General features: G+C 72.2%; 28 protein-coding genes. 3 read left to right on the forward strand and 25 right to left on the reverse strand.

Translation table 11 applies throughout. The features are described 5' to 3' along the window. Positions 1-117: 117 nt before the first annotated feature. The 11 genes from ASG52_RS08365 to ASG52_RS08415 form a co-directional block, all read right to left on the reverse strand. Entirely contained in the window at positions 118-564 is a 447-nt protein-coding gene (locus ASG52_RS08365; protein ID WP_056241602.1) for an NlpC/P60 family protein, read from the reverse strand. Between the two features lie 10 nt (positions 565-574). Next, positions 575-1,468, reverse strand: a complete 894-nt coding sequence (locus ASG52_RS08370; protein WP_056241604.1) for a phage/gene transfer agent baseplate hub protein — start codon at positions 1,466-1,468, stop codon at positions 575-577. A gap of 116 nt (positions 1,469-1,584) precedes the next feature. After that, the gene (locus ASG52_RS08375) at positions 1,585-2,226 is read right to left on the reverse strand and encodes a DUF2460 domain-containing protein (protein WP_056241607.1); all 642 of its coding nucleotides are present in this window, start codon (positions 2,224-2,226) and stop codon (positions 1,585-1,587) included. Positions 2,227-2,238: 12 nt separating this feature from the next. Continuing rightward, on the reverse strand, positions 2,239-2,835 hold the full coding sequence (locus tag ASG52_RS08380) for a phage tail tape measure protein (RefSeq protein WP_056241609.1): 597 nt from the start codon (positions 2,833-2,835) through the stop codon (positions 2,239-2,241). Next, a complete protein-coding gene (locus ASG52_RS08385) occupies positions 2,832-3,068 on the reverse strand; it encodes a phage tail assembly chaperone (RefSeq protein ID WP_056241612.1) in 237 nt (78 codons plus the stop codon). Before ASG52_RS08385 ends, ASG52_RS08380 begins: the two co-directional genes overlap by 4 nt. Then, complete coding sequence (locus ASG52_RS08390; RefSeq protein WP_056241616.1) at positions 3,065-3,391, reverse strand: gene transfer agent family protein; 327 nt, start codon at positions 3,389-3,391, stop codon at positions 3,065-3,067. Before ASG52_RS08390 ends, ASG52_RS08385 begins: the two co-directional genes overlap by 4 nt. Before the next feature lie 4 nt (positions 3,392-3,395). After that, a complete protein-coding gene (locus tag ASG52_RS08395; RefSeq protein ID WP_056241619.1) occupies positions 3,396-3,806 on the reverse strand; it encodes a phage major tail protein, TP901-1 family in 411 nt (136 codons plus the stop codon). A gap of 31 nt (positions 3,807-3,837) precedes the next feature. Beyond that, positions 3,838-4,263 carry a DUF3168 domain-containing protein gene (locus ASG52_RS08400; protein ID WP_056241622.1) on the reverse strand — a complete coding sequence of 142 codons (426 nt, stop codon included), beginning with the start codon at positions 4,261-4,263 and terminating at the stop codon, positions 3,838-3,840. After that, entirely contained in the window at positions 4,260-4,577 is a 318-nt protein-coding gene (locus ASG52_RS08405; RefSeq protein WP_056241624.1) for a head-tail adaptor protein, read from the reverse strand. Before ASG52_RS08405 ends, ASG52_RS08400 begins: the two co-directional genes overlap by 4 nt. A 107-nt stretch (positions 4,578-4,684) precedes the next feature. After that, positions 4,685-6,724 carry a hypothetical protein gene (locus ASG52_RS08410; protein WP_056241627.1) on the reverse strand — a complete coding sequence of 680 codons (2,040 nt, stop codon included), beginning with the start codon at positions 6,722-6,724 and terminating at the stop codon, positions 4,685-4,687. Between the two features lie 186 nt (positions 6,725-6,910). After that, positions 6,911-7,483, reverse strand: a complete 573-nt coding sequence (locus tag ASG52_RS08415; RefSeq protein ID WP_056241630.1) for a head-tail connector protein — start codon at positions 7,481-7,483, stop codon at positions 6,911-6,913. Between the two features lie 32 nt (positions 7,484-7,515). On the opposite strand from ASG52_RS08415, the gene ASG52_RS08420 reads away from it, so the two are divergent. Continuing rightward, positions 7,516-8,274, forward strand: a complete 759-nt coding sequence (locus ASG52_RS08420) for a S1 family peptidase (RefSeq protein WP_056241632.1) — start codon at positions 7,516-7,518, stop codon at positions 8,272-8,274. Between the two features lie 133 nt (positions 8,275-8,407). Continuing rightward, positions 8,408-9,250, forward strand: a complete 843-nt coding sequence (locus ASG52_RS08425) for a S1 family peptidase (protein ID WP_056241635.1) — start codon at positions 8,408-8,410, stop codon at positions 9,248-9,250. A 69-nt stretch (positions 9,251-9,319) separates the two neighbouring features. On the opposite strand, the gene ASG52_RS08430 is transcribed toward ASG52_RS08425, so the two are convergent. Further along, a complete protein-coding gene (locus tag ASG52_RS08430) occupies positions 9,320-10,585 on the reverse strand; it encodes a phage major capsid protein (protein WP_056241636.1) in 1,266 nt (421 codons plus the stop codon). 32 nt (positions 10,586-10,617) lie between these two features. Continuing rightward, complete coding sequence (locus ASG52_RS08435; RefSeq protein WP_056241639.1) at positions 10,618-11,088, reverse strand: HK97 family phage prohead protease; 471 nt, start codon at positions 11,086-11,088, stop codon at positions 10,618-10,620. A 332-nt stretch (positions 11,089-11,420) separates the two neighbouring features. Between ASG52_RS08435 and ASG52_RS08440 the strand changes: the two genes are divergently transcribed. After that, entirely contained in the window at positions 11,421-12,365 is a 945-nt protein-coding gene (locus ASG52_RS08440) for a hypothetical protein (protein ID WP_056241641.1), read from the forward strand. Here ASG52_RS08440 and ASG52_RS08445 read toward each other — a convergent pair. The 12 genes from ASG52_RS08445 to ASG52_RS08495 form a co-directional block, all read right to left on the reverse strand. Beyond that, on the reverse strand, positions 12,344-13,513 hold the full coding sequence (locus ASG52_RS08445) for a phage portal protein (RefSeq protein WP_056241644.1): 1,170 nt from the start codon (positions 13,511-13,513) through the stop codon (positions 12,344-12,346). The genes ASG52_RS08440 and ASG52_RS08445 overlap by 22 nt on opposite strands. A 60-nt stretch (positions 13,514-13,573) precedes the next feature. Then, positions 13,574-14,878: a DNA-packaging protein gene (locus ASG52_RS08450; protein WP_156383853.1), complete on the reverse strand. Its 1,305-nt coding sequence runs from the start codon at positions 14,876-14,878 to the stop codon at positions 13,574-13,576. Further along, positions 14,802-15,188 (reverse strand): hypothetical protein, encoded by a 387-nt coding sequence (locus ASG52_RS26105; protein ID WP_082552445.1) that lies wholly within the window; start codon positions 15,186-15,188, stop codon positions 14,802-14,804. The genes ASG52_RS08450 and ASG52_RS26105 overlap by 77 nt, the downstream gene beginning before the upstream one ends. 272 nt (positions 15,189-15,460) lie before the next feature. Then, positions 15,461-16,234: a precorrin-3B C(17)-methyltransferase gene (cobJ, locus tag ASG52_RS08455; RefSeq protein ID WP_056241647.1), complete on the reverse strand. Its 774-nt coding sequence runs from the start codon at positions 16,232-16,234 to the stop codon at positions 15,461-15,463. Then, the gene (locus ASG52_RS08460) at positions 16,231-17,025 is read right to left on the reverse strand and encodes a precorrin-2 C(20)-methyltransferase (protein WP_056241649.1); all 795 of its coding nucleotides are present in this window, start codon (positions 17,023-17,025) and stop codon (positions 16,231-16,233) included. The genes cobJ and ASG52_RS08460 overlap by 4 nt, the downstream gene beginning before the upstream one ends. After that, on the reverse strand, positions 17,025-17,657 hold the full coding sequence (locus tag ASG52_RS08465; RefSeq protein ID WP_056241651.1) for a precorrin-8X methylmutase: 633 nt from the start codon (positions 17,655-17,657) through the stop codon (positions 17,025-17,027). The genes ASG52_RS08460 and ASG52_RS08465 overlap by 1 nt, the downstream gene beginning before the upstream one ends. Continuing rightward, the gene (cobG, locus tag ASG52_RS08470) at positions 17,654-18,940 is read right to left on the reverse strand and encodes a precorrin-3B synthase (protein WP_056241652.1); all 1,287 of its coding nucleotides are present in this window, start codon (positions 18,938-18,940) and stop codon (positions 17,654-17,656) included. Before cobG ends, ASG52_RS08465 begins: the two co-directional genes overlap by 4 nt. Beyond that, positions 18,937-22,452 (reverse strand): cobaltochelatase subunit CobN, encoded by a 3,516-nt coding sequence (gene cobN, locus ASG52_RS08475; RefSeq protein ID WP_056241654.1) that lies wholly within the window; start codon positions 22,450-22,452, stop codon positions 18,937-18,939. The genes cobG and cobN overlap by 4 nt, the downstream gene beginning before the upstream one ends. A 13-nt stretch (positions 22,453-22,465) precedes the next feature. Next, a complete protein-coding gene (locus tag ASG52_RS08480; RefSeq protein ID WP_056241658.1) occupies positions 22,466-23,389 on the reverse strand; it encodes a DUF4349 domain-containing protein in 924 nt (307 codons plus the stop codon). Further along, positions 23,386-24,420 (reverse strand): cobalamin biosynthesis protein CobW, encoded by a 1,035-nt coding sequence (cobW, locus tag ASG52_RS08485; RefSeq protein ID WP_056241662.1) that lies wholly within the window; start codon positions 24,418-24,420, stop codon positions 23,386-23,388. Before cobW ends, ASG52_RS08480 begins: the two co-directional genes overlap by 4 nt. 4 nt (positions 24,421-24,424) lie before the next feature. Beyond that, on the reverse strand, positions 24,425-24,829 hold the full coding sequence (locus ASG52_RS08490) for a DUF1636 family protein (RefSeq protein WP_056241665.1): 405 nt from the start codon (positions 24,827-24,829) through the stop codon (positions 24,425-24,427). After that, positions 24,822-25,580: a CbtA family protein gene (locus ASG52_RS08495; protein WP_056241668.1), complete on the reverse strand. Its 759-nt coding sequence runs from the start codon at positions 25,578-25,580 to the stop codon at positions 24,822-24,824. The genes ASG52_RS08490 and ASG52_RS08495 overlap by 8 nt, the downstream gene beginning before the upstream one ends. Positions 25,581-25,586: the final 6 nt, after the last annotated feature.

A 25,586-nucleotide genomic window follows, 5' to 3' on the forward strand; every position in this document is an offset into this window, starting at 1 on the left:
AGCCGTATGGCCGGGCGCGAAGAGCGCCCCGCGGAGCGGCCTCGGCTGAGCCGAGGCGTCTAGCGGAGCGAGAAGCCTAAGGCCGCGGACGCGGCCGCCGGCGCTTGAGGCCAAGCCTCAATCAATGCCGGGGAAGCGGAAGGCGTGGGCGAGGTGGCGGCGCCACCACGGCGTAAGGGCGACCTCGGTCACCGCCGCACCCTCGTGGGCGTGGATCATCGCGGCCGGGCCAGTGGCGATGGCACAGTGCTTTGCCGGCAAATGGGCGCGGAAGGCGAAGAGCAGCACGTCGCCGGCCTGCGGGACGTAGGCCGGCAGCGGGGTCGCCACCGGCACGAGATGGCGGCGGGCGGCCTCCGCCAGGGGATCATCGCCCGCGGTGGACTCGGCCCAGGAGGCGGCGTAGGGCGGCGCCTCTTCCGGCTCGGGGCCGAGCACGCCGCGCCAGACGCCGCGCAACAGCCCGAGGCAGTCGCAGCCCACCCCCTTTAGCGAGGCCTGATGCCGGTAGGGCGTGCCGGCCCAGGCGCGGGCCTCGGCGACGATCTTTTCCGGTATGTCCATGGACGCGTCCTCACCGGAACAGGCTGGCGCCGTCGAGGCGGGCGGAGCCGCCCTCGACGCCACGCAGCACGAAGTCGTTGCCCGGCATGTGCGGGAAGCCCTGGAAGTTGATCGCGTTGGCGAAGCGGTCGCGGCAGGTGGCGAGCCGCTTGTCGCATCCGGCCGTGAGCCGGAAGGCGTCGCCGGACACGACCGGCCGGGGCGGCGGCTCCCACAGATCGAGCAGCATGGATGCGCCGTCGCGGCTCTCGGCCCGCAGGTCGGCGGTGCTCCCGGCGTTGACGCCGCCCGTCCAGGTGAGGCGACCGCCCGAAAACCAGCCGGGGGCGAAGCTGGCGGCGAGCGTGACGCCGAGCCGGCTCGGCTCGGGCACCGCGAGCACGGTGCCGGTGGTGCGGTAGCGCGGATCGGTGAGATCGATCCGGCAGCGGGCGTCGCCGAGATCGGCGTCGCAGGTCGCCCGGAAGGTGCGGCCGGTCGGCATGTCGAGCCGATGCATCAGCCCGCGCAACTCGGCCACGAACGCCCCGCCAGCCCGGCGCAGCTCGCCGAGGCTCGCGACATCGAGGAGCAGGCGCGCTTCCGGTGTCGTCCAATCGACCAGCCAACTCTCGATGCCGGCGCCGTCGTAGAGGCCCGCGGCCACGTCGGCCTCGTTGAGGCCGGTCGAGGTCAGCGCGCCCGCCACCTCGCCGCCGCCGACGGCGAAGCCGAGTTCAACGGACGCTTCCGCCGCCTCCAGCCCGGTGCGGGCCTCGTAGGTGAGGCCGCCGAAGCTCAGGTCGCGGTCGTGGTCGGTGAAGCCGAAGCTGACGCCGTCGCGGCGGTGCAGGGCCCAGCAGCGGCAGAGCGTGGTGGCGCCGCCTTCGAGGCGGGCGGCCAGGGCAGCGGGGATGGCACGCATGAATGGTCTCTTTTGTTGCACGGCCCCGAACGGCGTTCGGCTCCGTGCGCCCGGCGGACGAAAGCCGCCGCGCCGTCGCGCGGTCGGACGGGATGAGTGGGCTCATCCCGTCCGGGTCACGGCACGATCTCGACCAGCGGCACCCGTGGCACCTCGCCTGCGGTGAAGGCGGCGAGATCGATGGACAGCTCGTCGGTGTCGAAGCGGACCGGCACGTCGAACTCGAAGCCGGCGGTGATCGCAGCGCCCGCCGGCGGGGCCGCGCCGGGGATGAAGGTGACGAGGCCGGTGGCGGGGTCGCAGGCGGCTCTGGCCATCGCCACCTCGACGTCGGAGACCGCGATCCGCACCGAGCCGGCGACCGGCTTGGCGATGGTGCGGCGGTAGGGCGCCGGGCCGTCGCCGTAGGTCTTGGCGAGCGCGAAGACGCGGGTGGTGCCGTCGCCGGTGCCGATGCGCTGGTCGGTAGGCGTGACCGCCGTCGAGGGCGGCCCGGAGCGGTGATCGACCCGGTCGCGGTAGCGGAAGCCGTAGAGGCGCCCGCGCCGTTCCTCGAAGAAGGCCAGCACGGCATGCAGCGCGTCGAGCGTGCGGATGCCCAAGCCCGCATCGTAGCGGCGGCGCGAATCCGCCCAGCGGCTGTTGCGGTGCTCGCGGCCGGAGGCCAGCGTGACGATCTCGGTGCGCAGCACCGGGCCACCGCTGCCGCGCAGGGCCACGTCGAGGGGGAAGCGCACCTCGTGGAAGTCGGACGGCATGCGGGAAGACCTTCACAAGGCCCGGCGGCCGCGGGCGACGGCGCGGGCGAGGCGGGCGGCGACCTGGGCCTCGGAGCGGCGGAAGCCCTCGATGTCGGGGGTCGCAATGTTGACGGTGACGGCGACCGGGCGCTCGGCCCCACCCGCGGCGACGCCGAGGCGACCGTCGCTGCCGCGCCGGAGCGGGAGGATCGCCTCCGGCCCGGCCTCGCCCATCAGTCCGAGATCGCCGCCGAGCGGGAAGTAGGTGGGCGCGGCGACGATCCCGCCCGCTGCGAACGGCCGCACGCGGATGCCACCGCCCTGTCCGAGCCCGTCGAGCACGCCGCCGCGGGCGAAGGCCGTGGGGCTGGCGCCTGGAGCGGTGCTCGAACTCAGCAGCGTCTCGACCAGCCCCTTCACGCCGGCCTTCAGCGGATCGAGCGCGGCTTTCGCCGCCACGCCCGCGAGCTTGGTCGCCAGCGTGCCGAGCAGGCCGTCGAGCTGGCGGCCGGCATTGAGATTCTGGTTGAACGCCGACGACAGGCTCTGCCCGAATTTCTGGGTGAGCCGGTCGAGGGTTTCGAGCTGCTTGGCGCGCTCGGCGGTGCTGCGGTCGCTCTCGCTCATCGGGCGAGCTCCGGATCGGGGTGGGCGGCGATGAGGCGCGCGAGGTCGGCCCGGCCCAGCGCCTCGCCGGAACGCGTCGGGCTCAGGCCCGCCGCGGCGGCGACCTCGCGGGGCGTGGCGGCCCAGAAGTCGCGCGGGCGCCAGCGCAGGGTCGAGAGGCCGAGCGCCATCACGGCGTCCCACGGGAAGGCGGAGGCTTGCGCCGCCGGCGCCGTCCCGCCCGTGGGGCTCAAGGGTTTGGGGCTTGTGCCTCGCCGAAGGCGGCCGACAGCGCCTCGCCGAGCGCCGCGGTGACGGCGGAAAAACCGCCCGCCAGCGGCAGGGCGGCGACCGCCGCGTCGTCGAGGGCGTGGCCGCCGCCGCGCAAAGCCGCGCCGAGCAGGACGATGAGATCGCGCGCGCTCAGGCGCCCCCCCTCGAACCGCGCGGCGAGCCCGGCGAGGTCGCCCGCCGCGAAGGCGTCTTCCAGTTCGGCGAGCGCGCCGAGCGTCAGGCAGAGGGTGTAGCGCTCAGGTCCCAGCACGAGGGGCACCTCGCCGCGTCTGCGGTTGGCCATGGCGTCAGGCCGCGGTGAAGGTCAGCGGCCCGGCGGAATCGAGGGCCATGTCGTAGGTCACCTCGCCCGCGTGATCGCCGCGATATTCGAGACTGGAGATCTGGAACAGGCCCTCGATCGTGCCGAAGGCCGGCACCACGATCTGGAAGCGGTCGATGGTACCGTCGAAGAACATCTGCCGCAGCCGTGCGTCGGAGGTCTCGTCGCGGAACACGCCGGCCCCCGAGATGGCCGCGCGGCGCACGCCGGCCCCATCGAGCAGTTCGCGCCAGCGCCCGGCGGAATCGGCGTTGGTGACGTCCACGGTCTCGGCGTTGAAGGCGATCTGGCGGGCGCGCAGGCCGGCGACGGCGATGAAGCCGTTCGTTCCGTCTTTCACCCGGATCAGCAGGTCCTTGCCCTTCTGTGCGCTCATGGTCGGCTCCGGTTCGGTCTCGATATCGGGATCAGGCGGCCATAACTTCGGTCACGGCCGCGAAGGTGAGGGTCGCGCGGGCCTCGCCCGTGCGCTCGTCGCGGGCCGCCGCGAGAGTGCCGAGGCGCAGCAGGACGAGGGCGTGGCCGGTCAGGCTCAGCGCCGCGTCGTCGAGGAGCGCGGCGATGCGCTCGGCGGCGTCGAGCGCGGTGCGGGTCGAGCCGGGCTTGGCGATCACGTGGAGCGCGAGGGCATGGCGGTGGCGGCGCGCGCCCTGCACGGAATCGTCGCGGACCTCGCCGTCGCCGAACAGGGCGTAGACCGGGCTCGCGCCCCGCGGCGGCTCGTCGTAGAGCCGGACCACCCCGCCCATCAGCGCGGCGAGCGCGGCATCGCCGCCGAGGCGCGCGAGGATGCCGGCGCGCAGCGCCAGCAGGGGGCTCAAGGTCGCGCTCATGATGCGGGCTCCTCGATCACTTCCTCGACCTCGCAGACGAGGGCGCGGCGGGCTCCATCGGGATCGTCGGCGGAGCGGATGGCGAAGCGGCGCGCGCCGTCGGTCAGCCGCATGGCGGGGACGATGCCGGCCCGGTAACGCAGGCGGACCCGGTAGCGCCCTCCCCCGCCGGAGGAGCCCAGCGGCTCCAGCGCGCCCCACAGGACCGGCCCGGCGACGAAGCGGCGCAGCCGCCCGCCGAACCCGTCGGGCTCGTCCACCGGCCGTTCGAGCACGAGGCGCCGCCGCCGCGCGCCGAGGGACGCGTGGGTCATGGCGAGAACTCCGCGGAGGATGAAGGGGAAGGGGCGTGCCCGGCCACGCGGGCCGGGCACGGTTTTTGGTCCGCCCCGTCGCGTGTCTGCGACGGAGCGGGGCCGCGTCAGGCCGTCGTGTTGTTGGTGATGAGGTCGAGGGACGAGAGCTGGGTCAGGAGGTTACCCAAGGCCACGTTGCCGCCCCGCGAGCCGGTGATCGCGACCTTGCGGACGATGGTCTCGTCGCCGACGTTGGCGTAGCCGCCGGTGCTGCTGATGAACTCCGGAGTGAAGTTCGGCAGCCGCATCGCGTCGATGGTCTTGTAGGCGCCCCGGCCGTAGCGCACCGTCGCGGTGCCGGGGATACGCTCCAGCACCAAGCTCAGTCGCGCCTGCGGCGTCACCGGCGCGGGATTGGCGCTGGTGTTGGACGACGTGCCGTAGGTCTGCACGAACAGGGTCGGCACGTCCGAGATCCTGGCTCGAATTCCGGCGCCCGTCGCCGGCAGCGCCTTGGTGTAGTAGGCCTGGATCCACGGCCGCCCCGAACTGGTCGTGACGCCGGGCAGCAGCCGCTTCCACGAATTGCCGGCCACCACGATGTCCATGTCCATCTCGATGGGCGACTTGAACTCGGCGCTCGACCAGTCCTTGAGGAACTGGAACAGGCACAAGGGCCGCTGAACTTCGTCCTCGGTTTTGTCCCCGTTGGTATCGTAGTAGATCGCGAGCCTGCGATCCTCGACGACGTTGTTCTGGATCGAGACGCGCCGGGGCATCTCGAGGATCCGCTCCTCCTTGGTGGTGCCGTCGGCGTTGAGGATGTTGAAGTTGAACGCGGTGAGGGGGCCTTCGCCATCGACGAGACAGAACGACGTCGTCTTGTCGCCGTTCATCAGGATGATGTGGTTGCCTTCGAGGAGAATCCCGTCGCCGCACTCGAACAGATCATCGCGGATGCGGAAGACGGCATCGCATTTCGGCCCGGCCACGATGGTGCAGTTCGTGAGGTAGAAACCGCCGCCCGCGACCTGGAACGCCTGCGAATTCTGGGGCGCCGAATTCGGGCCGAGATTGGTCCCGGTCGCCCCCATCCACCACGCGTAATGGGCCCCGATCCCATCGGCGAAGTTCCCGCCGAAGATCGCGATGTGCTTGCTGCGATGGGAGTCGATGCCGCGGCGGCAGTTGTTCTCAGAGCAGCCGTAGAACTCGATGCCGGCGCACAGACCGGTGTTCCAGCCGTAGTTCGTGGAGGTGGCAGAACCGGCCCCTTCGACGTGGCAGCTGTAGAACCGGATGTTGCAGCACTGAGCGACGCCGAAGCCGGTCTCGTAGGAACGTCCGCTCGCGTTCTCGATGCGGCAGCCGCGGAAATCGGTGAACGGCCGGGAGACCAGGACGCAGGTCTCGATCTCGCTCGCCGTACCCTCCCAGTAGACGACCACGTGCAGCCCCTCGACGACGACCGTCTCGCGACAGGTCACGGCTCGATAGGGACGATCACCCACACCGGTCCACTTGGTGTTGTTCGCGGTGCCGTACAGCGTGTGGGACAGAAGACCGGTCGCGTCGGCGACGTAGAACCCTTCGCCGAAGTCCATGTCCTTGGAGCGGTTCGTGCCGACACGCTTCAGCAGGGTCTGCTCCGGCGTGGTGACGAAGACGTACTGGCCCTGGCGATTGGTCAGGCCACCGATCGCGCGGGATCGACGCGTCCACCCGGTCCAGCTCTTCACCTGGGCGAGCGGGATTTCCTCGACGTCGGCCTGGTCCACGCCGAACAGAATGTTGGCCTTGGTGGCCTCGACATAGGTGTTCGGGATGTAGATCCGTGCGCCGGACGCCTGCACGTTCAGCCCGCCGAGCTTGAGCTGGGTCCCGGAGACCAGATAGTCGCCCGGCGGAAGGATGAACGGTCGGCGGTTCGTCCGGCACCAATCGGCATAGTTGTTGAGCGCCACCGCGTTGTTGGTGCCGCTCGCGGAGTAGCCGACGGTCACACCGTTCTGGACCACGGGGGTGAGCGTCACGCCGGGCTGCGCGCCGCGGTCGATGGCGGTGATGGTACGCCCGAACAGATCGGCGACCGAATCCGACACGGTCGCACCGGTCGGCATGACGATCTCGGAGCCGACGGTTCCGGGGGCGGGGGTCGAAGACATGCAGTGCTCCGGTTTCACGGGTTGTGCGCGGGCCTTGCCGGGCCGCGCGGAGACCGCCCGAGGCGAGCCAAGCTCGCTCGGACGATGGGGTCGAGGGCGGGACGGGACGAGCGGTCGGCACCGCTCGGCCCCTCGCATCGGCGGCACCGCCGCGATTGCGCCCTGGCAAAGGAGAAAGGTGGACGGCTACAGCCGCATCCGCCGGCAGGCGGCGCAGAGGCCGGCCGCAGCGGGCGGCAGCGCGCGGGGCGGGCCGGCCTCTTGGCCGTCGCCGCGGCTCTCGAACCCGTCGGCGACCGTCAGGCGCACCGCCTGCGCCAAGGGCTCGGGCACTGGCGGGCCGTCGCCGCCGCAGCCGGCGATCACCTCGATCAGGATGGTGCGGCCCTCGAGCGCGGGCCGGTCGCGTCCGATCGTGAGGCAGGGCGCGTCCCAGGGGTCGGGCCCGAGGCCGACCGGCGCGGCGACCGGCGTCACGGCTCCGTTCGACTCGACGAGGCCAACCCGCTCGATCGCCACCAGTGGGCTCAACGGCAGCGGCAGCAGGCCGTCGGCGGGCCAGCCGAGCAGCAGCACCCGGAAGCGGGCGCGCCGCAGCAGGCGGCGGGAGGCCGCCTCGACCGCGGCGCGGGCGCTCGCGATCAGGGCGAGCACGAGCGCATCCTCGGCGGTCTCGTCGGAGCCGAGGCGCAGGACGGCGCGCATCTCGGCCAAGCTCACCGGCTCGACGCCGAGGTCCGCCACGCGTATCGGGGTCATGCCATCCTCCGTGAAACCGTGATCCTGATCCGATGACCGCGCCGCACCCGCCCGTCCGCTGCGCCTCGCTCGGGGGCGTCCGGTGCGCGCTCGTGGCGCTCGCATTGGTCGTGTCCGCCCCGGCCGAGGCCATCGTCGGCGGACGCGAGGGGGCGGACCTGCCCGGCGCCCGCTCCACCGTGATGGTGCTGACCTCCGGCGGCGGGGTCTGCACCGGCATCGTCGTGGCGCCCGACGCGGTGCTGACCGCGGGCCATTGCGTGGCGGGCGTGTCCGAGAACCGGGTCCATTACCGCGACGAGGCCGGGCGCCCGGTGCTGGCGGAGGTCGCCGCCCGCGCCCCCCATCCGGGCTACGACGGCGACGCGATCCGCGGGCGCACCCGCTCGATCGACCTCGCGCTCCTGCGCACCCGCTCCGCGTTGCCGGCCCGGTTCGAGCCCGCTGTCTTGAGTTCGGCGATGCCGCGCGCCGGGGCGTCGCTGACGCTCGCGGGCTACGGCGCGGCGCGGGGCAACGACCGGCGCTCGATCGGCCGCTATCGCGGTGCGGGGTTGTCCGTGGTCGAGCCCTACGGCCCGAGCCGCATCCTGCTCTGGCTCCAGGCCCGCGGGGCGGGCGGCTGCAACGGCGATTCCGGCGGCCCCGTCCTCGAGGGCGGCGCGGTCGTGGCGGTCGCCGCCTGGGTCAAGGACGCCTGCGGCGGCCTCACCCAGGCGGTGCTGCTCGGGCCCCAGCGCGACTGGATCGACCGGACGCTGGCCGGCTGGGGCGCGGCGGCGCGATGGTGATCCGGCTTACGATGAGCGGAAGTTGATCGCTCGGTCGGTGGCACCCGGGAACCGGACCTTGGCCGCCGAATTGCGTTCGGATACGCTCCCGATGCGTCCGGCCTCGGAAGCGCCGGATTTTCGGAGAACCTCGATGGCTTCGAGCCCCCTGCGTGCGTGCCTGCTCGGAGCCCTGTTCGGGCTCGTGCCGCTCTCGGCTCAGGCCGTGGTCGAAGGCCATACCAGCCGTGATCCCGGCGGCCTGCGCGCCTCGGTGGTGCGCGTCGAGAGCAGCCAGGGCGAGATCTGCTCCGGCACGCTGATCGCGCAGGATCTGGTGCTCACCGCCGCCCACTGCGTGATGCGCAAGGCGAGCTACACCGTCCACGTGGTCGATCCCGATTTCCGCCAGCGCCGCCTGCGCGTGGTCGCGGCCTCCATGCATCCCGATTTCGTCCCCGGTACCACGCCGGAGGAGCAGCCGGGCATCGATCTCGCCATGCTGAAGCTGGAGCGCCCCGTCGGCGCGGGCTTCCGGCCGCTCGATCCCCGCGGCGGCGCGATCGGCACGGGTGATTCCGTCGATATCGCCGGCTACGGCGTGCTGGCGGAGAACCGCCGCGGCACCGCCCGGACCCTGCGTACGGCGCAGCTCGTCTCGATCGGCTCGTTGCAAGTCGCCAACCGCGTCACTGTCGTCACCGACGCGCGGCGGATGGCAGAGACCGCGGGCGCGGGCGCGTGCCTGGGCGATTCCGGCGGCCCGATCCTGCGCGGCGGCCAGATGGTCGGCGTGGTGAGCTGGTCGAGCGGCGCCATGCGTCAGGACCGGCGCGCCCGCACCGCTTGCGGCGGCTTCACCGCCGTGACGCCGACCGCCGAGCATACCGGCTGGATCTCCAACCGCGCCGCCGAGATGGAGGCCTTGCCGGCCGATGTCGCGCAGGCCGGCGAGACCCGCTGGGTCGCCCGGCCGGGACGGCGCTCGGCGCGCTGAACGCAAAGCACCCTTTGACGCTGAGAGGGCGGGCCCGAGGCAAACGGGTCCGCCCTCTTCGTTTCGCGATCAGCTGAACTTCAGCAGCTTGATCGCGTCGAAGTCCTGCACCCCGCCGCCGACGCGCTTCGTGGTGTAGAACAGCACGTAGGGCTTGGCCGAATAGGGGTCGCGCAGGGTCCGTAAGCCGGCGCGGTCCACCACCAGATAGCCGCGGCGGAAATCGCCGAAGGCGATCGACAGGCTGCCCGCGGTGATGTCAGGCATCGCCTCGGCCTCGACCACGGGGAAACCCATCAGGGTCGCGGCCCGGTCGGCGGCCAGCGGCGGCTGCCAGAGATAATTGCCGTCCGCGTCCTTGAACTTGCGGATCGCGCTCTGGACCCGGCGGTTCATCACGAAGTTCGCGCCCTGCCGATAGCCGGCGCGCAGCGCATAGATCAGGTCGAACAGGATGTCGGTCGGGTTGCTGGCCGGGAAGGCGCCCGCGGCTCCCGTGGCGACGAAGCCGAGCTTGCCCGGCACCCAGGACGCGTTCGCCACCGTGTCGTAGGTGAGGAAGCCCTTGGGCCGGGCGACGCCGTTGCCGGTGACGAAGGCGACGCTCTCCTGCTCGGCGAACGCCGTCTCGACCTCTTCGGCGAGCCACGCGTCGATGTCGAGCACGGCGTCGTCGAGCAGCGTCTGGGTCGCCGCCGGCATGGCGTAGAGTTCCATCGCCGGGAAGCTCAGCTCGGACAGGGTCGGCGCGTCGGTCTGCGGCCGCGGCGCGGTCTCGGCGACCCAGCCGGAGGCGGGGCCGTTGACGCTCACCGCCCGCTTGTACTGGCCGCCCGAGACCACGCGCACGGTGGCGATGGAGCGGATCGGCGAAATGGTGGCCAGCCGCCGCAGCACCTCGCGCTCGATCGTCGAGGGCACGAGATAGCCGCCGTCCGGGCCGGAGCCCGCCGACAGCGCCTTCTCCTCCAGCCGCTTGAGGCCGCCGCTCTCGCCGGCCCGGACGTAGAGGTCGAAGGCCGCCTTGTGCTCGGTGGCCGCGCCGTCGCGGGGCGATTCCGCGCCGCCGAGCGGCGGGCGGGCGCGGTCGAGGCTGATGCGGTCGAGGCGGTTCTTGGCGTGGTCGAGGGCCGCGTCGATGCGAGCGAGCTTCTCCTCAGTCACGACATCGACGGTCAGCCGATCCTCGATCTCGGCCAGCCGCGCGTCGTTCGTCTCTTTGAACGCCTCGAAGGCGCGGGAAAACTCCTCGACGATCAAATCCTGGCCCATCGGCACGGCCTTGTTCTCGGGCAGGCCCGCGGGCGCCTTGGTCTCGAAACGCGTCTCGGTCATGGTGTCCTCTCGCAATGATGGTGAGTGGGATGTCAGGCGCAGGCGCGAACCGGACCGGTGGGGCGCAGGCGCGGCAAAGGTCGAGTGAGGCGGGGCCGCGAGGCATGGGCGATCCGCGCGCCGGGCTGGAGCGGGAAGGTCACCAGCGAGACTTCCCACAGGTCGACGGTGATGAGCCGGCGCCCGCCGCGCTCCGGCACCGCGCGCACGGCGCGGAAGCCGATCGACAGGCCGTCGAGCGCCCGCTCGCGCATCAGCGCGTCGAGTTCGCGGGCGCGCTGGACCGCGAGGTTGAGGCGGCCCGTGACCCGAAGGCCGCGGGCATCCTCGGCAAGCGAGAGCCAGGTGCCGATCGGCTCGGCCGGATCGTGCTGCCAGAGCATCCGCACCCCGCCCGGACCGCGCCGGGCGAGACTCGCGGCAAAGGCGCCGGGCGCGACGGTGTCGCGACCGAGATCGGGCACGCCGAACAGGCTGGCGTAGCCAGTGAAATGGCCATCCATGACTAGACTTTCCGATTTCGGATGACGGTGTGCCGTTGGGACGTTCTGTCCCCGGACAAGACGTTCACGCATCGGTCCGTCCGACGCGGCGGCCGATTTACGGACCGGCGGATTCAAGCGGCGAGGTGGGCCGGATCGAGGCCCTGCGCTGCGGCTGTACGGTGAGCAGCCGACGTGGCGTGCGCCGCCTCATACAACCAGGCTTCTCATTCCGGTAAGAACATGCGCATCGGCCGGCTCTCCCCTGTGCGCAAGGAGCCGGCGGCGCGAAACGGTAATCCGACCTCGATGATGTTCTCTGGGGAAATCATGACGCGATCGGAGGCCGGACGATGACGTCACGCACCGCGAACGCATCACAATTCAAGCGTCACCGGGCCCCGCGAAAAGTCTTCGATGACGACGATTCGGAGCTGCCGCCGTTCAATCCGACCGCCCTGCCCGAAGCACAGACCGCAGCGCAGCTTCGGTCCGTCAGCGTCTGGCTGCGCTGCGCCGCCTGTGCGCTGTTGATCTGGTCGATCATTTGGATTTTCCATCCGAAGTCCTATCAGGAATGGCACTGGGACGATGTCGCTATCCTGGGAGGCCTTTGCGCATCGGGGCCCTTGATCGCAGCCGCCGAATCTCTGTGGGTGTTGAGGCGCGGCAAACCGATTGAGGACCGGCTCGTTCGAGGGATCATCAAAGTCTCGACCGTCGTCCTCATCGCGGTTTCTCTGCCCGTCGCGACGCTCGTGAACGGCTTCGAGGCCAACAATCTCCTGCCGCTCTTCGTCAGCGTGCCGCTGCTCATGGCGATGGCGATCTTCGGACTGCTTCGTCTCAAGTTTCTCGATCAGCCTATCATTTGGACGCATGAGCGGTCGCTCCGTCGGCTGATCGTCGCTTCCGTCGCCGGCCCAGCGATCGCGTTGATGCTTGGGTCCGTTCTGACCATTCCCCTCGTCGGCGTGCGTGCCGCCATGCTCGCGGGCTCGAACCCTTATTGTCTGCAAGTGCCTGCCGACCGTCTCGGAAACGAGCGGACGGTAACCAACCTCAGTCAACTGGCCGGATTACGAATGCAGACGCCGAGAACGAATGGAGGCGGAACGACCGACTATCAATTCGCATTCCATTCCGTCTTGGTCGTCAAGGGCGAGACGGGAAACCAGCTTTACAACTGGTCGCACCGCGAATTGGATTTCCTGGCCATATCCACCAAGCGCGGCCTCCGTGTCAGTGCGAAATGCAGGCCGCAGAGCGACTTCCTCTACAAGCTCGACCTATTCTGAGGCGCCGGCTTGTCCGGATAGCCCACCGCGGCGCGTTTCTCGGCCACCGAGAGGAAGTCCGCGCCCTGCACCCGACGCCACAGCGATTCGCGCTCGGTCGCCAGCGCCTCAATGCCGTCGAGGTCGGGTTCCAGCCGGGCCGGACCCAGCGACGGCTCCAGCCAGCGGGCGATGGAATCGGCGGTGCGGCGCACCAGCGGGATCACCGTCTGACGGTAGAAGGCGCGGTTGGCCTCGGCGTAGTTCGCGTGGGTGTTGTCGCCGGGTAGGCCCAGCAGCAGCGGCGGCACGCCGAAGGCCAGCGCGATCTCGCGGGCGGCTGCGGCTTTCGCCTCAACGAAGTCCATCTCCTTCGGCGAGAGCGAGAGCGGGCGCCAATCGAGCCCGCCATCCAAGAGCAGCGGACGGCCGGCATTGCCCGCGCCCTGATAGCTCGTCTCCAGCTCCGCCTTGAGGCGGGTGAACTGCGTGTCGCTCAGCGAAGCGCCGGTCGAAGGCGCGAAGACCAGTGCGCCGGAGGGGCGCGCGGCATTGTCGAGCAGCGCCTTGTTCCAGGCGCCCGCCGCATTGTGGATGTCGAGCGGCACGGCGGCCGCCTCCATCGGCGAGAGGCCGTAATGGTCGTCGAGCGGGTTGAACAGGGTCAGGTGCAGGATCGGCGGCACCGCGCCGTCCTGCTCGTAGCGGACCGAACGCCCGCCGACGCTGTACTCGTAGGCCACCGGCCAGCCGTCGCTCCCGGCCACCACCCGCATCCGGTCGGGGCGCAGGCAAAAAAGTTCGCGCGGCACGCCGTCGATGGCGACCGCTTCGAGATAGGCGTTTCCTGAGACGAGCAGGTGTCCGTAGACCCGATCGAGGAAGCCGGCGCCGCCTTCACGCGGGTTCGGCCGAGCAAGCAGAGCAATCAGCGGATGGGCGTCGTCGGCGCCCGCCAGCGTCAGTGGGAGCGTGGCTGCCGCCTCCGCCACCAGCCGCACCGCGCGGTGGACCACGGCGTTGCGCTGAAAGCCCTCGCGGGCGAGTGCCGCATAGTCCCGCGGCGTCCACACCGCCCTGCCCTCTCCGTAGAGGGCGAGCACCGGCGCCGCCTTCCGTGCCGGCGCGTAGCCGGCGGCGCGGGCGAGGCGTGCGATCAGGCCGGCCATGGAGTCCCTCCGGGCAGCGAATGTTTCACGTGAAATTAACCACGACGGCAAAAACCGCGATTACAGGCAGCGCACCCGCGGCTCGGAAGCCGGCGCCAGCATCAGGTGGGTGAGCGCCCAGACCAGCGCGTCGAGCCGATCCGGCGAGCCGCCGCCGAACAGACCGTTGGGGCCGAAATCGCACATCTCGTCTTCGAGCGCGGGCAGCGGCCCGACATGGCGGACGCGGCCCTGCGCGTAGAGCAGCGAGACCGGCTCGGCCCGGATCATCTTTCCGCGCGTCGCCCGGACCGGGAGAACCGGCACGTTCGCGTCGGCCTCTGCGAATACGGCCGTGACCATCTCGCCGCCCTGGTTGACCTCCGCCACGAGGGCGTCGGCCTCCAGCCGGTGATAGAGCGCCAGCGCCGCCCGCGCCCAGGCAGCGTGGCTCGCCCGTTCCAGGGTCGCGTCGGCCAGCACGTAGGCGGTGCCGTCGGCAGCCAAGCCGGCCGCGACGATGCCGCAGGCATCGGCCCCGGCCCGCGACGAGGCCGGCGGATCGACCGCGACCGCGATCCGTTGCAGCACGGGCGCCATCGCGACGCGGGCGCGCTCCATCCCCTCGCGGGTCCACAGCGCATCCGGCCGATCCTCGATCAGTTCGCCGTCGAGTTCCTGCCGACCGAGCCGGGTGCCGGCGTAGCGGCCGACCACCTCTTGCAGAAAGACCGGCGCGAGGTTCTCGGAATTGTCGGCGGTGCGCGAGCGCGTCACCGTGGTACGCGGATCGGACAGGAGCCGCCGGATCAGCGGCACCGGCCGCGGCGTCGTCGTGACGAGGCCGCGGGGGCGCTTCCCCAGCCGCAGCCCGAACTGGATCATGTCGTAGGCGGCCTCCGCCTCGCGCCACTTGGCGACCTCGTCGGACCACGCCGCCCCGAACTGCGGCCCGCGCAGGGAATCCGGTTCTTCGGCCGAGAAGGCGAGCGCCACCGCGCCGTTGTGGAACACGAGCCGCCGCCGCGACGGCTGCCACAAGGGCGGCACGTGGCCGAGCGAGGGCACGCCGAGCAGGCCCGACGGCCCCTCGATCATCACGTCGCGCACGTCGGCAAAGGTCTCGCCGATCAGCGCGATGCGTCCCACGGCGACGTCGGTGAAGGCTGGATCGCCGTGAGCCAGCCCCCGCACCCACTCGGCGCCGGTGCGGGTCTTTCCGGAGCCGCGCCCGCCGATCACCGCCCAGGTGGTCCAATCACCGGGCGGGGGAAGCTGATCCTCGCGGCTCAGATGCAGCCAATCGACTTCAAGCGCCTGAAGGTGCTTCAGCGGCAGGCTCGTCAGGAACCGAGGCCCCAGCTTCTTGCGCCTCGAACGCTGCATAGCGTCGCGCGAGATCCGCGCGGAGTGCCACGAGGTCGAGGGGAGGACCGCCCGATCCATGCCCCTCCTCCATCCGCAATTCATCCAGCAGGGCCTTGAGCCCGCGCAAGTCCCGCAGCACCTTGGCCGAGTCGAACCCGCTCGGCGTCACCTCGGTATCGAGGGCGGCGTCGAACCGGTCGATCTGCCGTTCCACATGAGCGAGGAACTTCGCCCGCAGCCGCTTGGCCGTCGGTGCCGGTTTCTTGCGTGGCTTGGGGCTGGGCGGCTCGGCCGCGGGCTCATCCTGGGGTTCGGAGCTTCGCGACATCGCGGGGTCTCCATCCACACTTCTTGAGCGTGGGATATCCCTACCTCAGGAGCGTCGCGCTGTCAATGCTATTTTTCCTATTTAGGGAAATATGCAGAGCCGTTCATCCCACCAAATCCCCTCATCCTGAGGTGCTGCGCCAGCGGCCTCGAAGGAGGGTTCCAGGGATCGCGCGCTCCGCTGGAGCCCTCCTTCGAGGCTTCGCTGCGCTTCGCACCTCAGGATGAGGGGGTGGGGTAGGATCAAGTGGGATCGATCGAACAAGCTGAAGATCAGCCCGCGGCCACGCTCCGCGGCGTGTAGACGAACGGCGCTTGCCCCTCGCGCTCGATCAGCCGCGTCGTCGCGGTGCCGATCAGAATCATCGTCGCCATGTCGGCGGGTGCGGTGCGGGCTTCCGTGAGGGTCATCACGCGCACCGATTCGTCGGGCCGGGTCACGGCGCGGGCGAAGATGACCGGGGTGGTGGCAGGCAGGATTTCGGCGGCGAGCGCCAGGGCGCGGCCGAGCTGCCAGGGACGGGCGGACGAAATCGGGTTGTAGAGGGCGACCGCGAAGCCGGCGCGAAAAACCGCCTCAAGGCGTGCGGTCACGACTTCCCAGGGTTTCAGGTTGTCCGAGAGCGAGAGCGCGCAGAAATCACCCCCGAGCGGCGCACCGAGCCGGGCGGCGGAGGCGAGCATGGCGGTGATGCCGGGCTCGACCCGGATGTCGAGGGCGCGCCACTCGGGCAGACCGTGCTCGACGGCCTCGAACAGCGCCGCCGCCATGGCGAAGACGCCGGGATCGCCCCCCGACACCACGGCGACGTGGCGGCCGGAGACCGCGAGTTCGAGGGCGTGGCGGGCGCGGTCGAGTTCGACCCGGTTGTCGGTGGAATGGCGGGTGAGCCCTTCGCGCTCGGGCACGCGGGCGACGTAGGGGTGGTAGCCGATCAGATCCTGCGCGGCGGCCAGCGCGGCGCGGGCGGATTCGGTCAGCAGGCGCGGGTCGCCGGGGCCGAGGCCGACGACCGTGACGCTTCCCCCGAGATTCGCCCGGTTCACGGCCGGCGGCCTTCGCCGGGCACCAGCACCATCGAGAAATAGGGGGCGGAATCGTCGGGCTTCTGCGCCAGCGGCACCACCCGCTCGCCCGCCATGGTGCCGCGCTCGACATAGACCGCGCGGTCGAGGAAGCCGGTCTCGGCCAGCACGCCGCGCACCTTCGGCAGGTGGCGGCCGAGCTTCATGATGACGGCGGCATCCGTGCCGCGCAGGCGCTCGATAAGGGCCGCCCGCGGCAGGGTCGCGGGCAGGATGGTGAGCACGTCGTCGCCCCAGGTGATCGGCGTGCCGGCCCGGGTCCAGCAGCCCGACATGCCGGTGACGCCGGGGATCACCTCGACGGGGAAGCGGTCCTTGAGGCGCCGCCACAGGTGCATGAACGAGCCGTAGAAGAACGGATCGCCCTCCGACAGGATCGCGACGTCGCGGCCGGCGGTCAGATGCGCGGCGAGCCGCTCGGACGCCTCGTCGTAGAAGCTTGCCAGCGCGGCGACGTAGTCCGGGTGATCGGGGGGCAGCTCGGTGGTGTAGGGATAGGCCAGCGGGAACTCGCGGGCGGGGTCGCGCATCACCGCGTCGGCGATGGTGCGGGCGTTGCCGCGCTTGCCCTGCTTGCAGAAGTGGACGAGCACCGGCGCGCGCTCCAGCACGCGCATCGCCTTGACGGTGAGATAGTCGGGATCGCCCGGCCCCATGCCGACGCCGTAGAGCGTGCCGGTTTTTTGGCACGCGGGGCTGTCGCCCGCGCCGTCCGTCTCGGCCGGGGCGTCGATGCGCACGCTGCCCTCCATCACTCGACCTCGTTCGCGAGCGCGTTGATCGCCGCTGCCGTCATGGCGCTGCCGCCGCGGCGGCCGTGGACCACGACGAAGGGCACCCGCCCGTCACGTGCCAGCGCTTCTTTCGATTCCGCCGCCCCGACGAAGCCGACCGGGATGCCGATGACGGCCGCGGGCGGCGCGACACCTTCGTCCAAGAGTTCGAGCAGGCGGAACAGGGCGGTCGGCGCGTTGCCGACGGCGACGACGCTGCCGGGCAGGTGCTCGCGCCACAATTCCATTGCGGCGGCCGAGCGGGTGGTGCCAAGTTCCGCCGCGAGCGCCGGCACGCGCGGATCGCCGAGCGTGCACACGACGGCGTTCTTCGCCGGCAGCCGTGTGCGGGTGACGCCGTCGGCGACCATGCGGACATCGCACAGGATCGGGGCGCCGGCCTTCAGCGCCGCCTCGCCGGCTTCGGCGAAGGTCTGGGACATCTCGACGTCCTTCGGCAGGTCGATCATGCCGCAGGCGTGGATCATCCGCACGACCACGCGCTCGGCCGCGCCCGACCAGCGGGCGAGGTCGGATTCGGCGCGGATCATCGCGAAGGAGCGGGCGTAGATCGCGCCGCCGTCGCGGATGTAGTCGTGACGCGCACTCATGACGGGTCGTTTCCGAAAAGCAGATTCAGCGCCGGGCGACCGGCCGCGGCGGCCTTCCTTATCCGGTCCAGCGCCGCCTCGAAAGCGAGACGCGTGGCCGGCGCATCACCGGGAGCACCACCGGGCACCGCGTCGTAGACGCCGTCGCGGGCCACCAGCGTCAGGTCGGCGGGGCCGGGATGGGCGCAGCCCTTGGCACAGCCCGAGACATGCGCGGTCACGAGGCCGGTGAGCGGCGCCAGCGCCTCGGCCAGCCGCGCGGCATGGTCGGGCACCGGCGTGGTGCCGGAGCGGCAGGCGGGCGCGCCGGGGCAGGCGAAGACCGCGCGGCGGGGATCGTCCAGGCTCACGATGAAGCCGGCCTCGGCCAAGGCCGACTGGAGCGCCGCGGTGTCGCCCGCGGGCGCGACGAGGGCGAGGCCGCGCTCGGGGCTCAGCCGCGCGCCCTCCGGCCCGGCGAGCGCCGCGACCCGCTCCAGCCGCTCGGCGGTGCAGCGGCCGAACGGTGCCTGGACCAAAACCGCGGCGCGGCCCTTCGACAGGGCGGCGAGCCCCGGCGCGGCCGGTGACGGCGCGGGGGCGAGCGGCGCCGGTTCGAACGGGTAGAAGCCGGCCGAAGCCGCGACGAAGGCGCGCTCGGACGGATCGAGATCGCGCACCCGGCGCTTGCCCGTGCCGGCGAAGGCCGCGAGCGCGAGGCCGAGCGCCCCGGCGGCGCCGAGTTCGGGCAGCAGGCCGCAGCGCATCGGCCCGTCGGCACCCGCGAGGCCGAAGGCGACCTGGGCGCGGCCCGTGGCGAAGAGAAAGAAATCGGCCTCGACCGGCCCGAGGCCGAAGGCGCCGCCGCCATCGACCGCCACCAGGGTTTTTGGCGGCAGCCCCGGCACGGCGAGGCCCGCCGCCTCGACGGCGCGGGCGAGCGCCGGCACATCGATGGCCTCAAGCGCGTCGAGGCCGGCGAGCGGCGCGGTGAGCGTCAAGCGCTGCGGGCCACCGTCGTCGCGGGTGTCGGCGAGGCCCGCTTCAGCGAGCGCGCAGGCGAGGCGCGGGGCGCTCGCTTCGCTGACGCCGCGAATCTGCAGGTTGCCGCGGGCCGTCACGTCGATATGGCCGTTGCCGTGGGTGCGCGCGCCCTCGGCCACCGCCCGCATCTGGTCGGGGGTGAGGCGCCCGAGCGGCGGGTGGACGCGGGCGAGCAGGCCGTCGCCGGTCGGCATCGGCCGGGTCAGCGACGGGCACCAGCCGCGGCGGGCGCCCTCGGGCAGGGTGCGTCGGGCGCTCATTCGGCGGCCATCAGTTCGTCGGCGGGGGCGGCGTTGCGGCGGCTCTGCCAGAGGCCGCGGGCGCGCAGGTCCTCGAAGCGTTCGAGGATGGCGCGGGTCGCCTCGGGGTTGGCGGCGCGCAGCGCATCAAAAGTCTCCGGGTCGGCGATCCAGGCGCCGTAGAGCCGGTCGAGATCGGCGCTGGCGACCGCGTCGGTGGCGGCAGCGAGAACGAACACGGCGTCGATCCCTTGAGCAAATTCCTGCGCACCCCGAAAACCGTGGCGGAGCTGCGCCGCGATCCAGCGCGGGTTGCCGAGCCGGCCCCAGATCAGCCGGGTCACGTCCTCGCGGGCGGTGCGGGTGCGCGGCGCCTCGGGGTTCGAGACGTCGAGGCTGTAGAGGGCGGGGGCGCTGCCCTCGGCGGAGGCCGCCGCGAAGAATCCGCCCATGGCGTCCGCCGCCGCGTCGCCGTCCAGAAGATCGCGCTCGGCCACGTCGAAGGCGTGGACATAGGCGTCGGCGGCCGAGACGCGGGCGGCGAAGTTCGCGTCCTCGCCCTCCGCATCGCCGTAGGCGTGGGTGGTGGCGGACAGATACGCCGCGCCGAGATCGGCCCGCGCCTCCCAGGCGCCGTCGAGCGCCTGTTCGGCCGTGCCCGCGCCGTAGCGGCCGGGCGCCGCGCCGTAGATGCGGGCGGCGGATTCGCCCCGGCGGCGGGCGGCGGCGAGGGGGTTCTCGTCGTCCTCTTCCTCGCGGGCGGCGACGGCCCGGGCGGCGCGGTCGAGCAGCGCCAGCGTCTCGGGAAACGTGTCGCGGAAGGCGCCGGAGACGCGGCAGGTCACGTCGATGCGCGGCCGGTCGAGCATCGCCAGCGGCAGCACCTCGAAGCCGGTGACGCGGGTCGAGGCGTGGTCCCAGACCGGGCGCACGCCCATCAGGCTCAGCGCATGCGCCACGTCCTCGCCGCCGGTGCGGAGCGTCGGCGAGGCCCAGAGATCCATGACGATGCGGGCCGGATACTCGCCCTCGTCCTGCAGGTAGCGACGCACCACGGCATCCGCCGCCTTGGTGCCGAGCATGGTCGCGGCCCGCGTCGGCAGGGCGCGGGGGTCGAGGGTGGTGAGGTTGCGCCCCGTGGGCAGCACGTCGGCCCGCCCGCGCGAGGGCGAGCCGGCGGGGCCCGGCGCGACGAAGCGGCCGTCGAGCGCCGCCACCAGCGCCGCGCGCTCGGCCTGGGCGCTCGCCCGCACGGCCTCCGAGGCGTCGTCGGCCGCGCGGCCGAACACGTGCAGGCCGTCGCGCATCGGCGTCTCGCCGAGGTCGCACAGGTGGGCGTCCAGCGCGGTGAGCGCGTCGGCCATCGGCGTGTCGGCGTCGATCCCGGCGCCCGCGAGCAGCCCGGCGGAGGCGGCCTCGTCCAGGATCGCGCCGGCGATCAGGCCCGCGCGGCGCGGATCGAGGACGCTCGCGGCGGAATATTCTTCCACGAGTTCGCGCAAAGCCGCGGCCTCCGGCGTGAGTCCTACGGCCTCGACGGTGGGGGTGAGGTGCCCGAGCGCGACGCCGCCGAGCCGGCGCTTCAAGGGGGCGGCCTCGCCGGGATCGTCGACGATGAAGGGATAAACCACCGGCAGCGCGCCGACCGCGAGCGCCGGCCAGCATGTGGGGGAGAGCGCGACCGCCTTGCCGGGCAGCCACTCGGTGGTGCCGTGGGTGCCGAGATGGATCAGCGCGTCGGCGGTCTGCCGCAGGCCGAGGTAGAACGCGAGATAGGCGTGCGTCGGCGGCTCGTCGGGATCGTGGTAGCCGGCCTTGCGGTCGCTCGCGCGGCCGCGGTCAGGTTGGAGGAAGAGGGTGAGATCGCCCCTGGCTTGGCGCGGCGGTTCAGGCGCATCCCCTCTCCCCGCACGCGGGGAGAGGGCTTCGGCGACCTCGTCGTCGAAGCGAGGCGGCAGCCGATGGTGAGGGGGCGTTTCGGGAGGAGCCTCGACCGGCCAAGCACCCTCACCCCCGCTGCCGCTTGTCTCGCCCCCGACGCGGGGGGCTCGACCCTCTCCCCGCGTGCGGGGAGAGGGGGTGCCGGCGGATGCCGCCCGGACCGTCCGGAACCGGAACGCGCCATCGCGACAATGCGGGTCGTCCTCCGGCGTGCCCCAGCGCTCGGTCAGCTCCGCCTGCCGCTCCTCCGGCAATTCCGAGAACCACGCCGTGTACCCGGCGAGCGGCACGCAAAAACCGGCCTCGCCCTCGGTCAGCGCCGCCATCAGCGCCCCGGCCTCCGGCAGCTCGCCCCCCGAAAACCCGGCCGCCGCGAGGTCGACCGCGATGGCGCGCGCGCTCTCCGGCGTGTCGAGCCCGACCGCGTAGCCGGCCCGTCCCCCGCGAGCGGGATAATCGGACAGCACCATCGCGAAGCGGCGTTGTTCGCGCGGCGTGCGGCGTAAAGAAACCCAGGCGGCGGCGCGGTCGGCGAACGCCCCGATCCCGGCCGCATCCGGCACAGCACGGCGCTCGGAAAACCCCTCGACCGCCGCCCCCTCTTCCTTAAAGGAGATCGGGAAGCCCGAGAGCCGCCCGTCGAATTCCGGCAAAGCCACCTGCATGGCGAGATCGGAGGCGTTCATGCCCCGGCCCGAGGCGGCCCAGGCGTTGCGCGGTGCGCCGATTGTGTAGGCCTGGAGCACGGGGCAATCGGCGGCGTCGAGGACGAAGCCGGCATCGTCGCGGGCCGAGAAGGCGGTGGCGGCGAGCACGATGTCGGGCCGGCGCGCCGCGAGTGCGGCGCGTAAGATCGCCACGGCGTCCGGGTCCTTCAGGCTCGACACCGCGAGCGTCAGGCAGCCGATCCCGCGCTCCCGCAAGGCGGCCGTCAGGTGGACGGCCGGGGCGGTCTCGCCGGAGAGCACGGCGGAGCGGTAGACGATGAGGAGCGCCAGCCGCCCCGGCCCGGCGGCCTCCACCGCCTGCTCGACCGGGACCGGGCCGCAGCCCGCGCACCACGCAAAACCCCGCGGCAGGGCCCGCGGCGGCTTGGGGGCGAGGGCGTGGCCAGCTTCCACCGCAAGGCGGCGCAGCAGGTTTTTCAGGTTGTCCGGCCCGCCGGCGCGAAAATACGCGTCGAGGGTGGCGCAGGTCTCCGGCGGCAGGGTCGAGAAGGCGTCGAGGCGGGAATCGGGCCGGTCGTCGCCGGGGAGCACCGCGAGGCGCACCCCGTGGGCGCGGGCGGCGGCGCTCGCCCGCTCGATGCCGTAGCGCCAGTAATCGAGACCGCCGAGGCAGCGGATCACGCAGACCTTGGCCCGCGCGATCACGGCCTCGACGTAGAGATCGACCGACATCGGATGGCGCAGCTGCGCCATCTTGGCGAGCCGCAGCGACGGCAGGGCGGGCTCCGAAGCGTGGGCCCGCGCGATCGCCGCCAAGTCGGTGTCGGTGAACGACAAAAACACGATCTCGCCGGGGGTCTGGCCGAGATCGATCGCCGCCTCACCCTCGTCGAGGGAGACCGTGTCGATGCGGATCAGGTGCATGGCGCGGGCACCCTCACGGCTCGATCCGCAGGCGGGCCGGGCGGCGCTTGCGCCGGAAGCGCCAGACCAAGCGCAGGAGCAGCAGAGCCACGAGGGCGACCGGCAGCCAGGGCAGGCTCGCGACGACGAAGCGGAGCGCCGAGGCCGCGCTCTGGCCGAGGATCGGGCCGCTGCGCGCCCACACCTCCTGCACGGGCGCGAAGGCGCCGGCCTGCGCCCGCGTGGCGCGGTAATTGACCGTGACGATCTCGGTGTCCGCGCGCTCGTCGAGGCCGCGGCGCTCGCCGTCCACCTCCTCGATCTGGCTCTGGACCTGCGCCAGCTCGCCCGCGACCTTGATGAGGTCCTCGGCCCGGTTGTCGGGCTTCTCCGACAGGGCGGTGAGGCGGGTGCGGTAATCGTTGAGCTGGGCGAGGCGCCGGACGGTGTCGGCGAGCGCGCGGGTCAGGTCCTCGGCGCGGGTCGCTTGATCCTGCAGCACCACCTCGTCCGCGGTCTCCCCCGGCAGCGGCGCGATGGCGGCGGCGACGAAGGCGGCGACCGAGGCGTGCGGCAGGCGCACCTGCACCATCGCCTGCGGCTGGCTGGTGCCGCTGCCGCCGCGGATCGAGGATTGCAGCAGCGTACAGGTCAGGGCCGCATCGGTGAGGCAGCGGTCGCGCGCGGCCGCGAAGTGCGGCGCGACTCGGTCCGGTGCCAACGCGACGGTGAGGTCGTGGCGATAGGCGAGCTTGGGGCCGTTCTCCTGCGCCCTGGCATCCTGCCGGGCGACCTCGGCGAAGGGCGCGGCCGGCGGCGGGCCCTCCGCGCGGTTGCGCTCGGACCCGGAGCAGCCGGCCAGCAGCACGAAGGCGGGGAGCAGGGCGCAGGCGAGACCGCGCAGGCCCGTCTTGGACCTCCGTGCCGGCACGCCCGCGGCCCCGCGGAAAAAAATCATCCCCTCAGCGCGGCGGCGACCGCGTCCTGATCGAAGCCCTTGAGGCCGATGACGACGAGGCGCCCGTCGCGGGGCTCGGCGCCCTTCCACGGGCGGTCGTAATGGTGGGCGACGCGGCGACCGACGCCCTGCACCACGAGGCGCATGGGCTTCCCCTTCACCTCGGCAAAACCCTTGATGCGCAGCACGCCCTCGGTCTCGGCGGCCTTTTCCACGCGGGCGGCGAGATCTTCCGGGCTGCCGGCGATGCCGACGGGGAGCGCGACCGATTCGAAATCGTCGTGATCGTGGTCCTCGCCCTCGCCGTGATGCGAGGGGCGGGCGTCGAGGTCGTCTTCCGCCCCCGCTCCGATGCCGAGCAGCACCCGCGGGTCGAGGCGGCCGTGCTCGGTCGCGACGATCTCGACGGCGCGCGGCAGGTGCGCCTCGATGTCGGCGCGCACCTTGTCTTGGGCCGCCGCGTCGAGGAGGTCCGCCTTGTTGAGCACCACGAGGTCGGCGCAGAGAATCTGGTCCTCGAACACCTCCTCCAGCGGGTTGTCGTGATCGACCGCCTGATCGGCGGCGCGCTGGTTGGCCAGCGCATCGGGATCGTCGGCGAACAGGCCGGAGGCGACCGCCGGGCCGTCCACCACGGCGACGACGCCGTCCACCGTCACCCGCGAGCGGATCGACGGCCACTGGAACGCCTGGACCAGGGGCTTCGGGAGCGCGAGGCCGGAGGTCTCGATCAGGATGTGCTCCGGCGGCTCGGGCCGGTCGAGGAGCTTGGTCAACGCGGGCACGAAGTCGTCGGCCACCGTGCAGCAGATGCAGCCGTTGGGCAGTTCCACCACGGAGTTCTCGTCGCAGCCCTCGACGCCGCAGGAGGCCAGGAACGAGCCGTCGAAGCCGAGATCGCCGAACTCGTTGACGATGACGGCGAGCCGCCGGCCGCGGGCCTGTTCGAGGGTGTGGCGCACCAGCGTCGTCTTGCCGGCCCCGAGGAAGCCGGTGACGATGGTGCAGGGAATCTTTTCGAGGATGGCCATGGGGTCAGGATTCCGCTCGTGTCGGGGTCAGCGGCGGGATGCGGGCGACGACGCCCTTGCGGAACGCCTCCGGGCGCTCGCGCCAGGGCACCAAGCCGTCAGGCGTCTCTTGATAGCGGCGCAGGCCCGCCAGGATGGTGCGGGCGGATTCGTCCGCGCGCTCCAGCGCGTCGAAGTCGCCGTAGACGTAGGTCCAGCGGCCGGGAGAGGCCACCGCCACCGTGCAGGGCCGCTTGCAGACCGAGAGGCATTCGGCCCCCTCGATCCTTAAGCCCGGGACGGGCTCGGCCTCCGCCGCGGCGTGAAGCGCGGCCAGCAGCCGCGCGCCGGCCCGCGGCTCGGCGGTGTCGCCCGCCGCCCGGCAGGTGGTGCAGACGGAGAGGACGGTCTCGGGCGCTTCCTCAGGCATGCGTGCGGCTGCCCGCCTCGCGGCCGAACAGGCCCCAGGCCCAGCCATAGGCCAGCCCGATCAGCGCCCAGAACACGAAACCGATGGCGAGCGAGCGCGCCACGAACTGCGCCGCGACCGCGGGCGGCACCTGCGAACTCACTGTGTCGATCGATTGCGGCGCGCCTGCGAGATGCGGGGCGACGATGAGGACGAGGCCGCCGAGGATCGTGATCGGCACCCGCCGCACCGCGATGAGGTAGAGGCCGATCCCGGTCGCCGCGACCGTCATCACCCACCACGTCTGGCGCAGGACCAGCGGCGCGGCGCCCATGCCGGGCAATTCCGGCGGCAGGCCGATGGCCGGGGCCAGCGCCACCGCGAGGAAGCTGGCGACGCCGACCGTCAGCCCGCTGCGCGGCGTCGGCTCGCGGCGGAGCGCCAGCATCACCGCGGCGAGGAGCAGGGCGTAGCCGACGCCGCCGATCAGCGTGGCCAGCCCGGTGAAGGCCATGCGCTGGAAGCCCTCCGCGGGCTGCCATTCGTCGGACTTCTCAGCCTCGGAGCCGGCCTCGCCGTGGCTGTGGGCATGCGCCTTCACAATCAGGGAGGCGGGCGTGAGCGAGACCGGCGCATGCGCGTGCGAGTGTCCGCCCTCGAAGGTCTCGGCCTGGAGGATCAGGGGCGAGGTCAAGGCGAGTTGGAGGCCCGTCGCGACGACGGACGCGAGGAAGCCGGCGACGAGCGCCGCCGACAGCAACCGGACGATCATGGAACC

This window comes from Methylobacterium sp. Leaf456, from assembly GCF_001425465.1.
GTDB lineage: Bacteria > Pseudomonadota > Alphaproteobacteria > Rhizobiales > Beijerinckiaceae > Methylobacterium.

What these genes read in the sequence shown, in the direction of transcription:
- ASG52_RS08375 (WP_056241607.1), bottom strand. Translation starts at nt 2,226, where the DNA reads ATGCCGTCCGACTTCCACGAGGTGCGCTTCCCCCTCGACGTGGCCCTG.
- ASG52_RS08435 (WP_056241639.1), bottom strand. Translation starts at nt 11,088, where the DNA reads ATGGATGGCCATTTCACTGGCTACGCCAGCCTGTTCGGCGTGCCCGAT.
- ASG52_RS08365 (WP_056241602.1), bottom strand. Translation starts at nt 564, where the DNA reads ATGGACATACCGGAAAAGATCGTCGCCGAGGCCCGCGCCTGGGCCGGC.
- ASG52_RS08460 (WP_056241649.1), bottom strand. Translation starts at nt 17,025, where the DNA reads ATGGAGGGCAGCGTGCGCATCGACGCCCCGGCCGAGACGGACGGCGCG.
- ASG52_RS08465 (WP_056241651.1), bottom strand. Translation starts at nt 17,657, where the DNA reads ATGAGTGCGCGTCACGACTACATCCGCGACGGCGGCGCGATCTACGCC.
- ASG52_RS08490 (WP_056241665.1), bottom strand. Translation starts at nt 24,829, where the DNA reads ATGCCTGAGGAAGCGCCCGAGACCGTCCTCTCCGTCTGCACCACCTGC.
- cobW (WP_056241662.1), bottom strand. Translation starts at nt 24,420, where the DNA reads ATGGCCATCCTCGAAAAGATTCCCTGCACCATCGTCACCGGCTTCCTC.
- cobN (WP_056241654.1), bottom strand. Translation starts at nt 22,452, where the DNA reads ATGCACCTGATCCGCATCGACACGGTCTCCCTCGACGAGGGTGAGGCG.
- ASG52_RS08440 (WP_056241641.1), top strand. Translation starts at nt 11,421, where the DNA reads ATGACGTCACGCACCGCGAACGCATCACAATTCAAGCGTCACCGGGCC.
- ASG52_RS08415 (WP_056241630.1), bottom strand. Translation starts at nt 7,483, where the DNA reads ATGACCCCGATACGCGTGGCGGACCTCGGCGTCGAGCCGGTGAGCTTG.
- ASG52_RS08445 (WP_056241644.1), bottom strand. Translation starts at nt 13,513, where the DNA reads ATGGCCGGCCTGATCGCACGCCTCGCCCGCGCCGCCGGCTACGCGCCG.
- ASG52_RS08430 (WP_056241636.1), bottom strand. Translation starts at nt 10,585, where the DNA reads ATGACCGAGACGCGTTTCGAGACCAAGGCGCCCGCGGGCCTGCCCGAG.
- ASG52_RS08400 (WP_056241622.1), bottom strand. Translation starts at nt 4,263, where the DNA reads ATGAGCGCGACCTTGAGCCCCCTGCTGGCGCTGCGCGCCGGCATCCTC.
- ASG52_RS08450 (WP_156383853.1), bottom strand. Translation starts at nt 14,878, where the DNA reads ATGCAGCGTTCGAGGCGCAAGAAGCTGGGGCCTCGGTTCCTGACGAGC.
- ASG52_RS08420 (WP_056241632.1), top strand. Translation starts at nt 7,516, where the DNA reads ATGACCGCGCCGCACCCGCCCGTCCGCTGCGCCTCGCTCGGGGGCGTC.
- ASG52_RS08480 (WP_056241658.1), bottom strand. Translation starts at nt 23,389, where the DNA reads ATGATTTTTTTCCGCGGGGCCGCGGGCGTGCCGGCACGGAGGTCCAAG.
- ASG52_RS08395 (WP_056241619.1), bottom strand. Translation starts at nt 3,806, where the DNA reads ATGAGCGCACAGAAGGGCAAGGACCTGCTGATCCGGGTGAAAGACGGA.
- ASG52_RS26105 (WP_082552445.1), bottom strand. Translation starts at nt 15,188, where the DNA reads ATGTCGCGAAGCTCCGAACCCCAGGATGAGCCCGCGGCCGAGCCGCCC.
- cobG (WP_056241652.1), bottom strand. Translation starts at nt 18,940, where the DNA reads ATGAGCGCCCGACGCACCCTGCCCGAGGGCGCCCGCCGCGGCTGGTGC.
- ASG52_RS08380 (WP_056241609.1), bottom strand. Translation starts at nt 2,835, where the DNA reads ATGAGCGAGAGCGACCGCAGCACCGCCGAGCGCGCCAAGCAGCTCGAA.
- ASG52_RS08390 (WP_056241616.1), bottom strand. Translation starts at nt 3,391, where the DNA reads ATGGCCAACCGCAGACGCGGCGAGGTGCCCCTCGTGCTGGGACCTGAG.
- ASG52_RS08495 (WP_056241668.1), bottom strand. Translation starts at nt 25,580, where the DNA reads ATGATCGTCCGGTTGCTGTCGGCGGCGCTCGTCGCCGGCTTCCTCGCG.
- ASG52_RS08410 (WP_056241627.1), bottom strand. Translation starts at nt 6,724, where the DNA reads ATGTCTTCGACCCCCGCCCCCGGAACCGTCGGCTCCGAGATCGTCATG.
- ASG52_RS08405 (WP_056241624.1), bottom strand. Translation starts at nt 4,577, where the DNA reads ATGACCCACGCGTCCCTCGGCGCGCGGCGGCGGCGCCTCGTGCTCGAA.
- ASG52_RS08370 (WP_056241604.1), bottom strand. Translation starts at nt 1,468, where the DNA reads ATGCGTGCCATCCCCGCTGCCCTGGCCGCCCGCCTCGAAGGCGGCGCC.
- ASG52_RS08425 (WP_056241635.1), top strand. Translation starts at nt 8,408, where the DNA reads ATGGCTTCGAGCCCCCTGCGTGCGTGCCTGCTCGGAGCCCTGTTCGGG.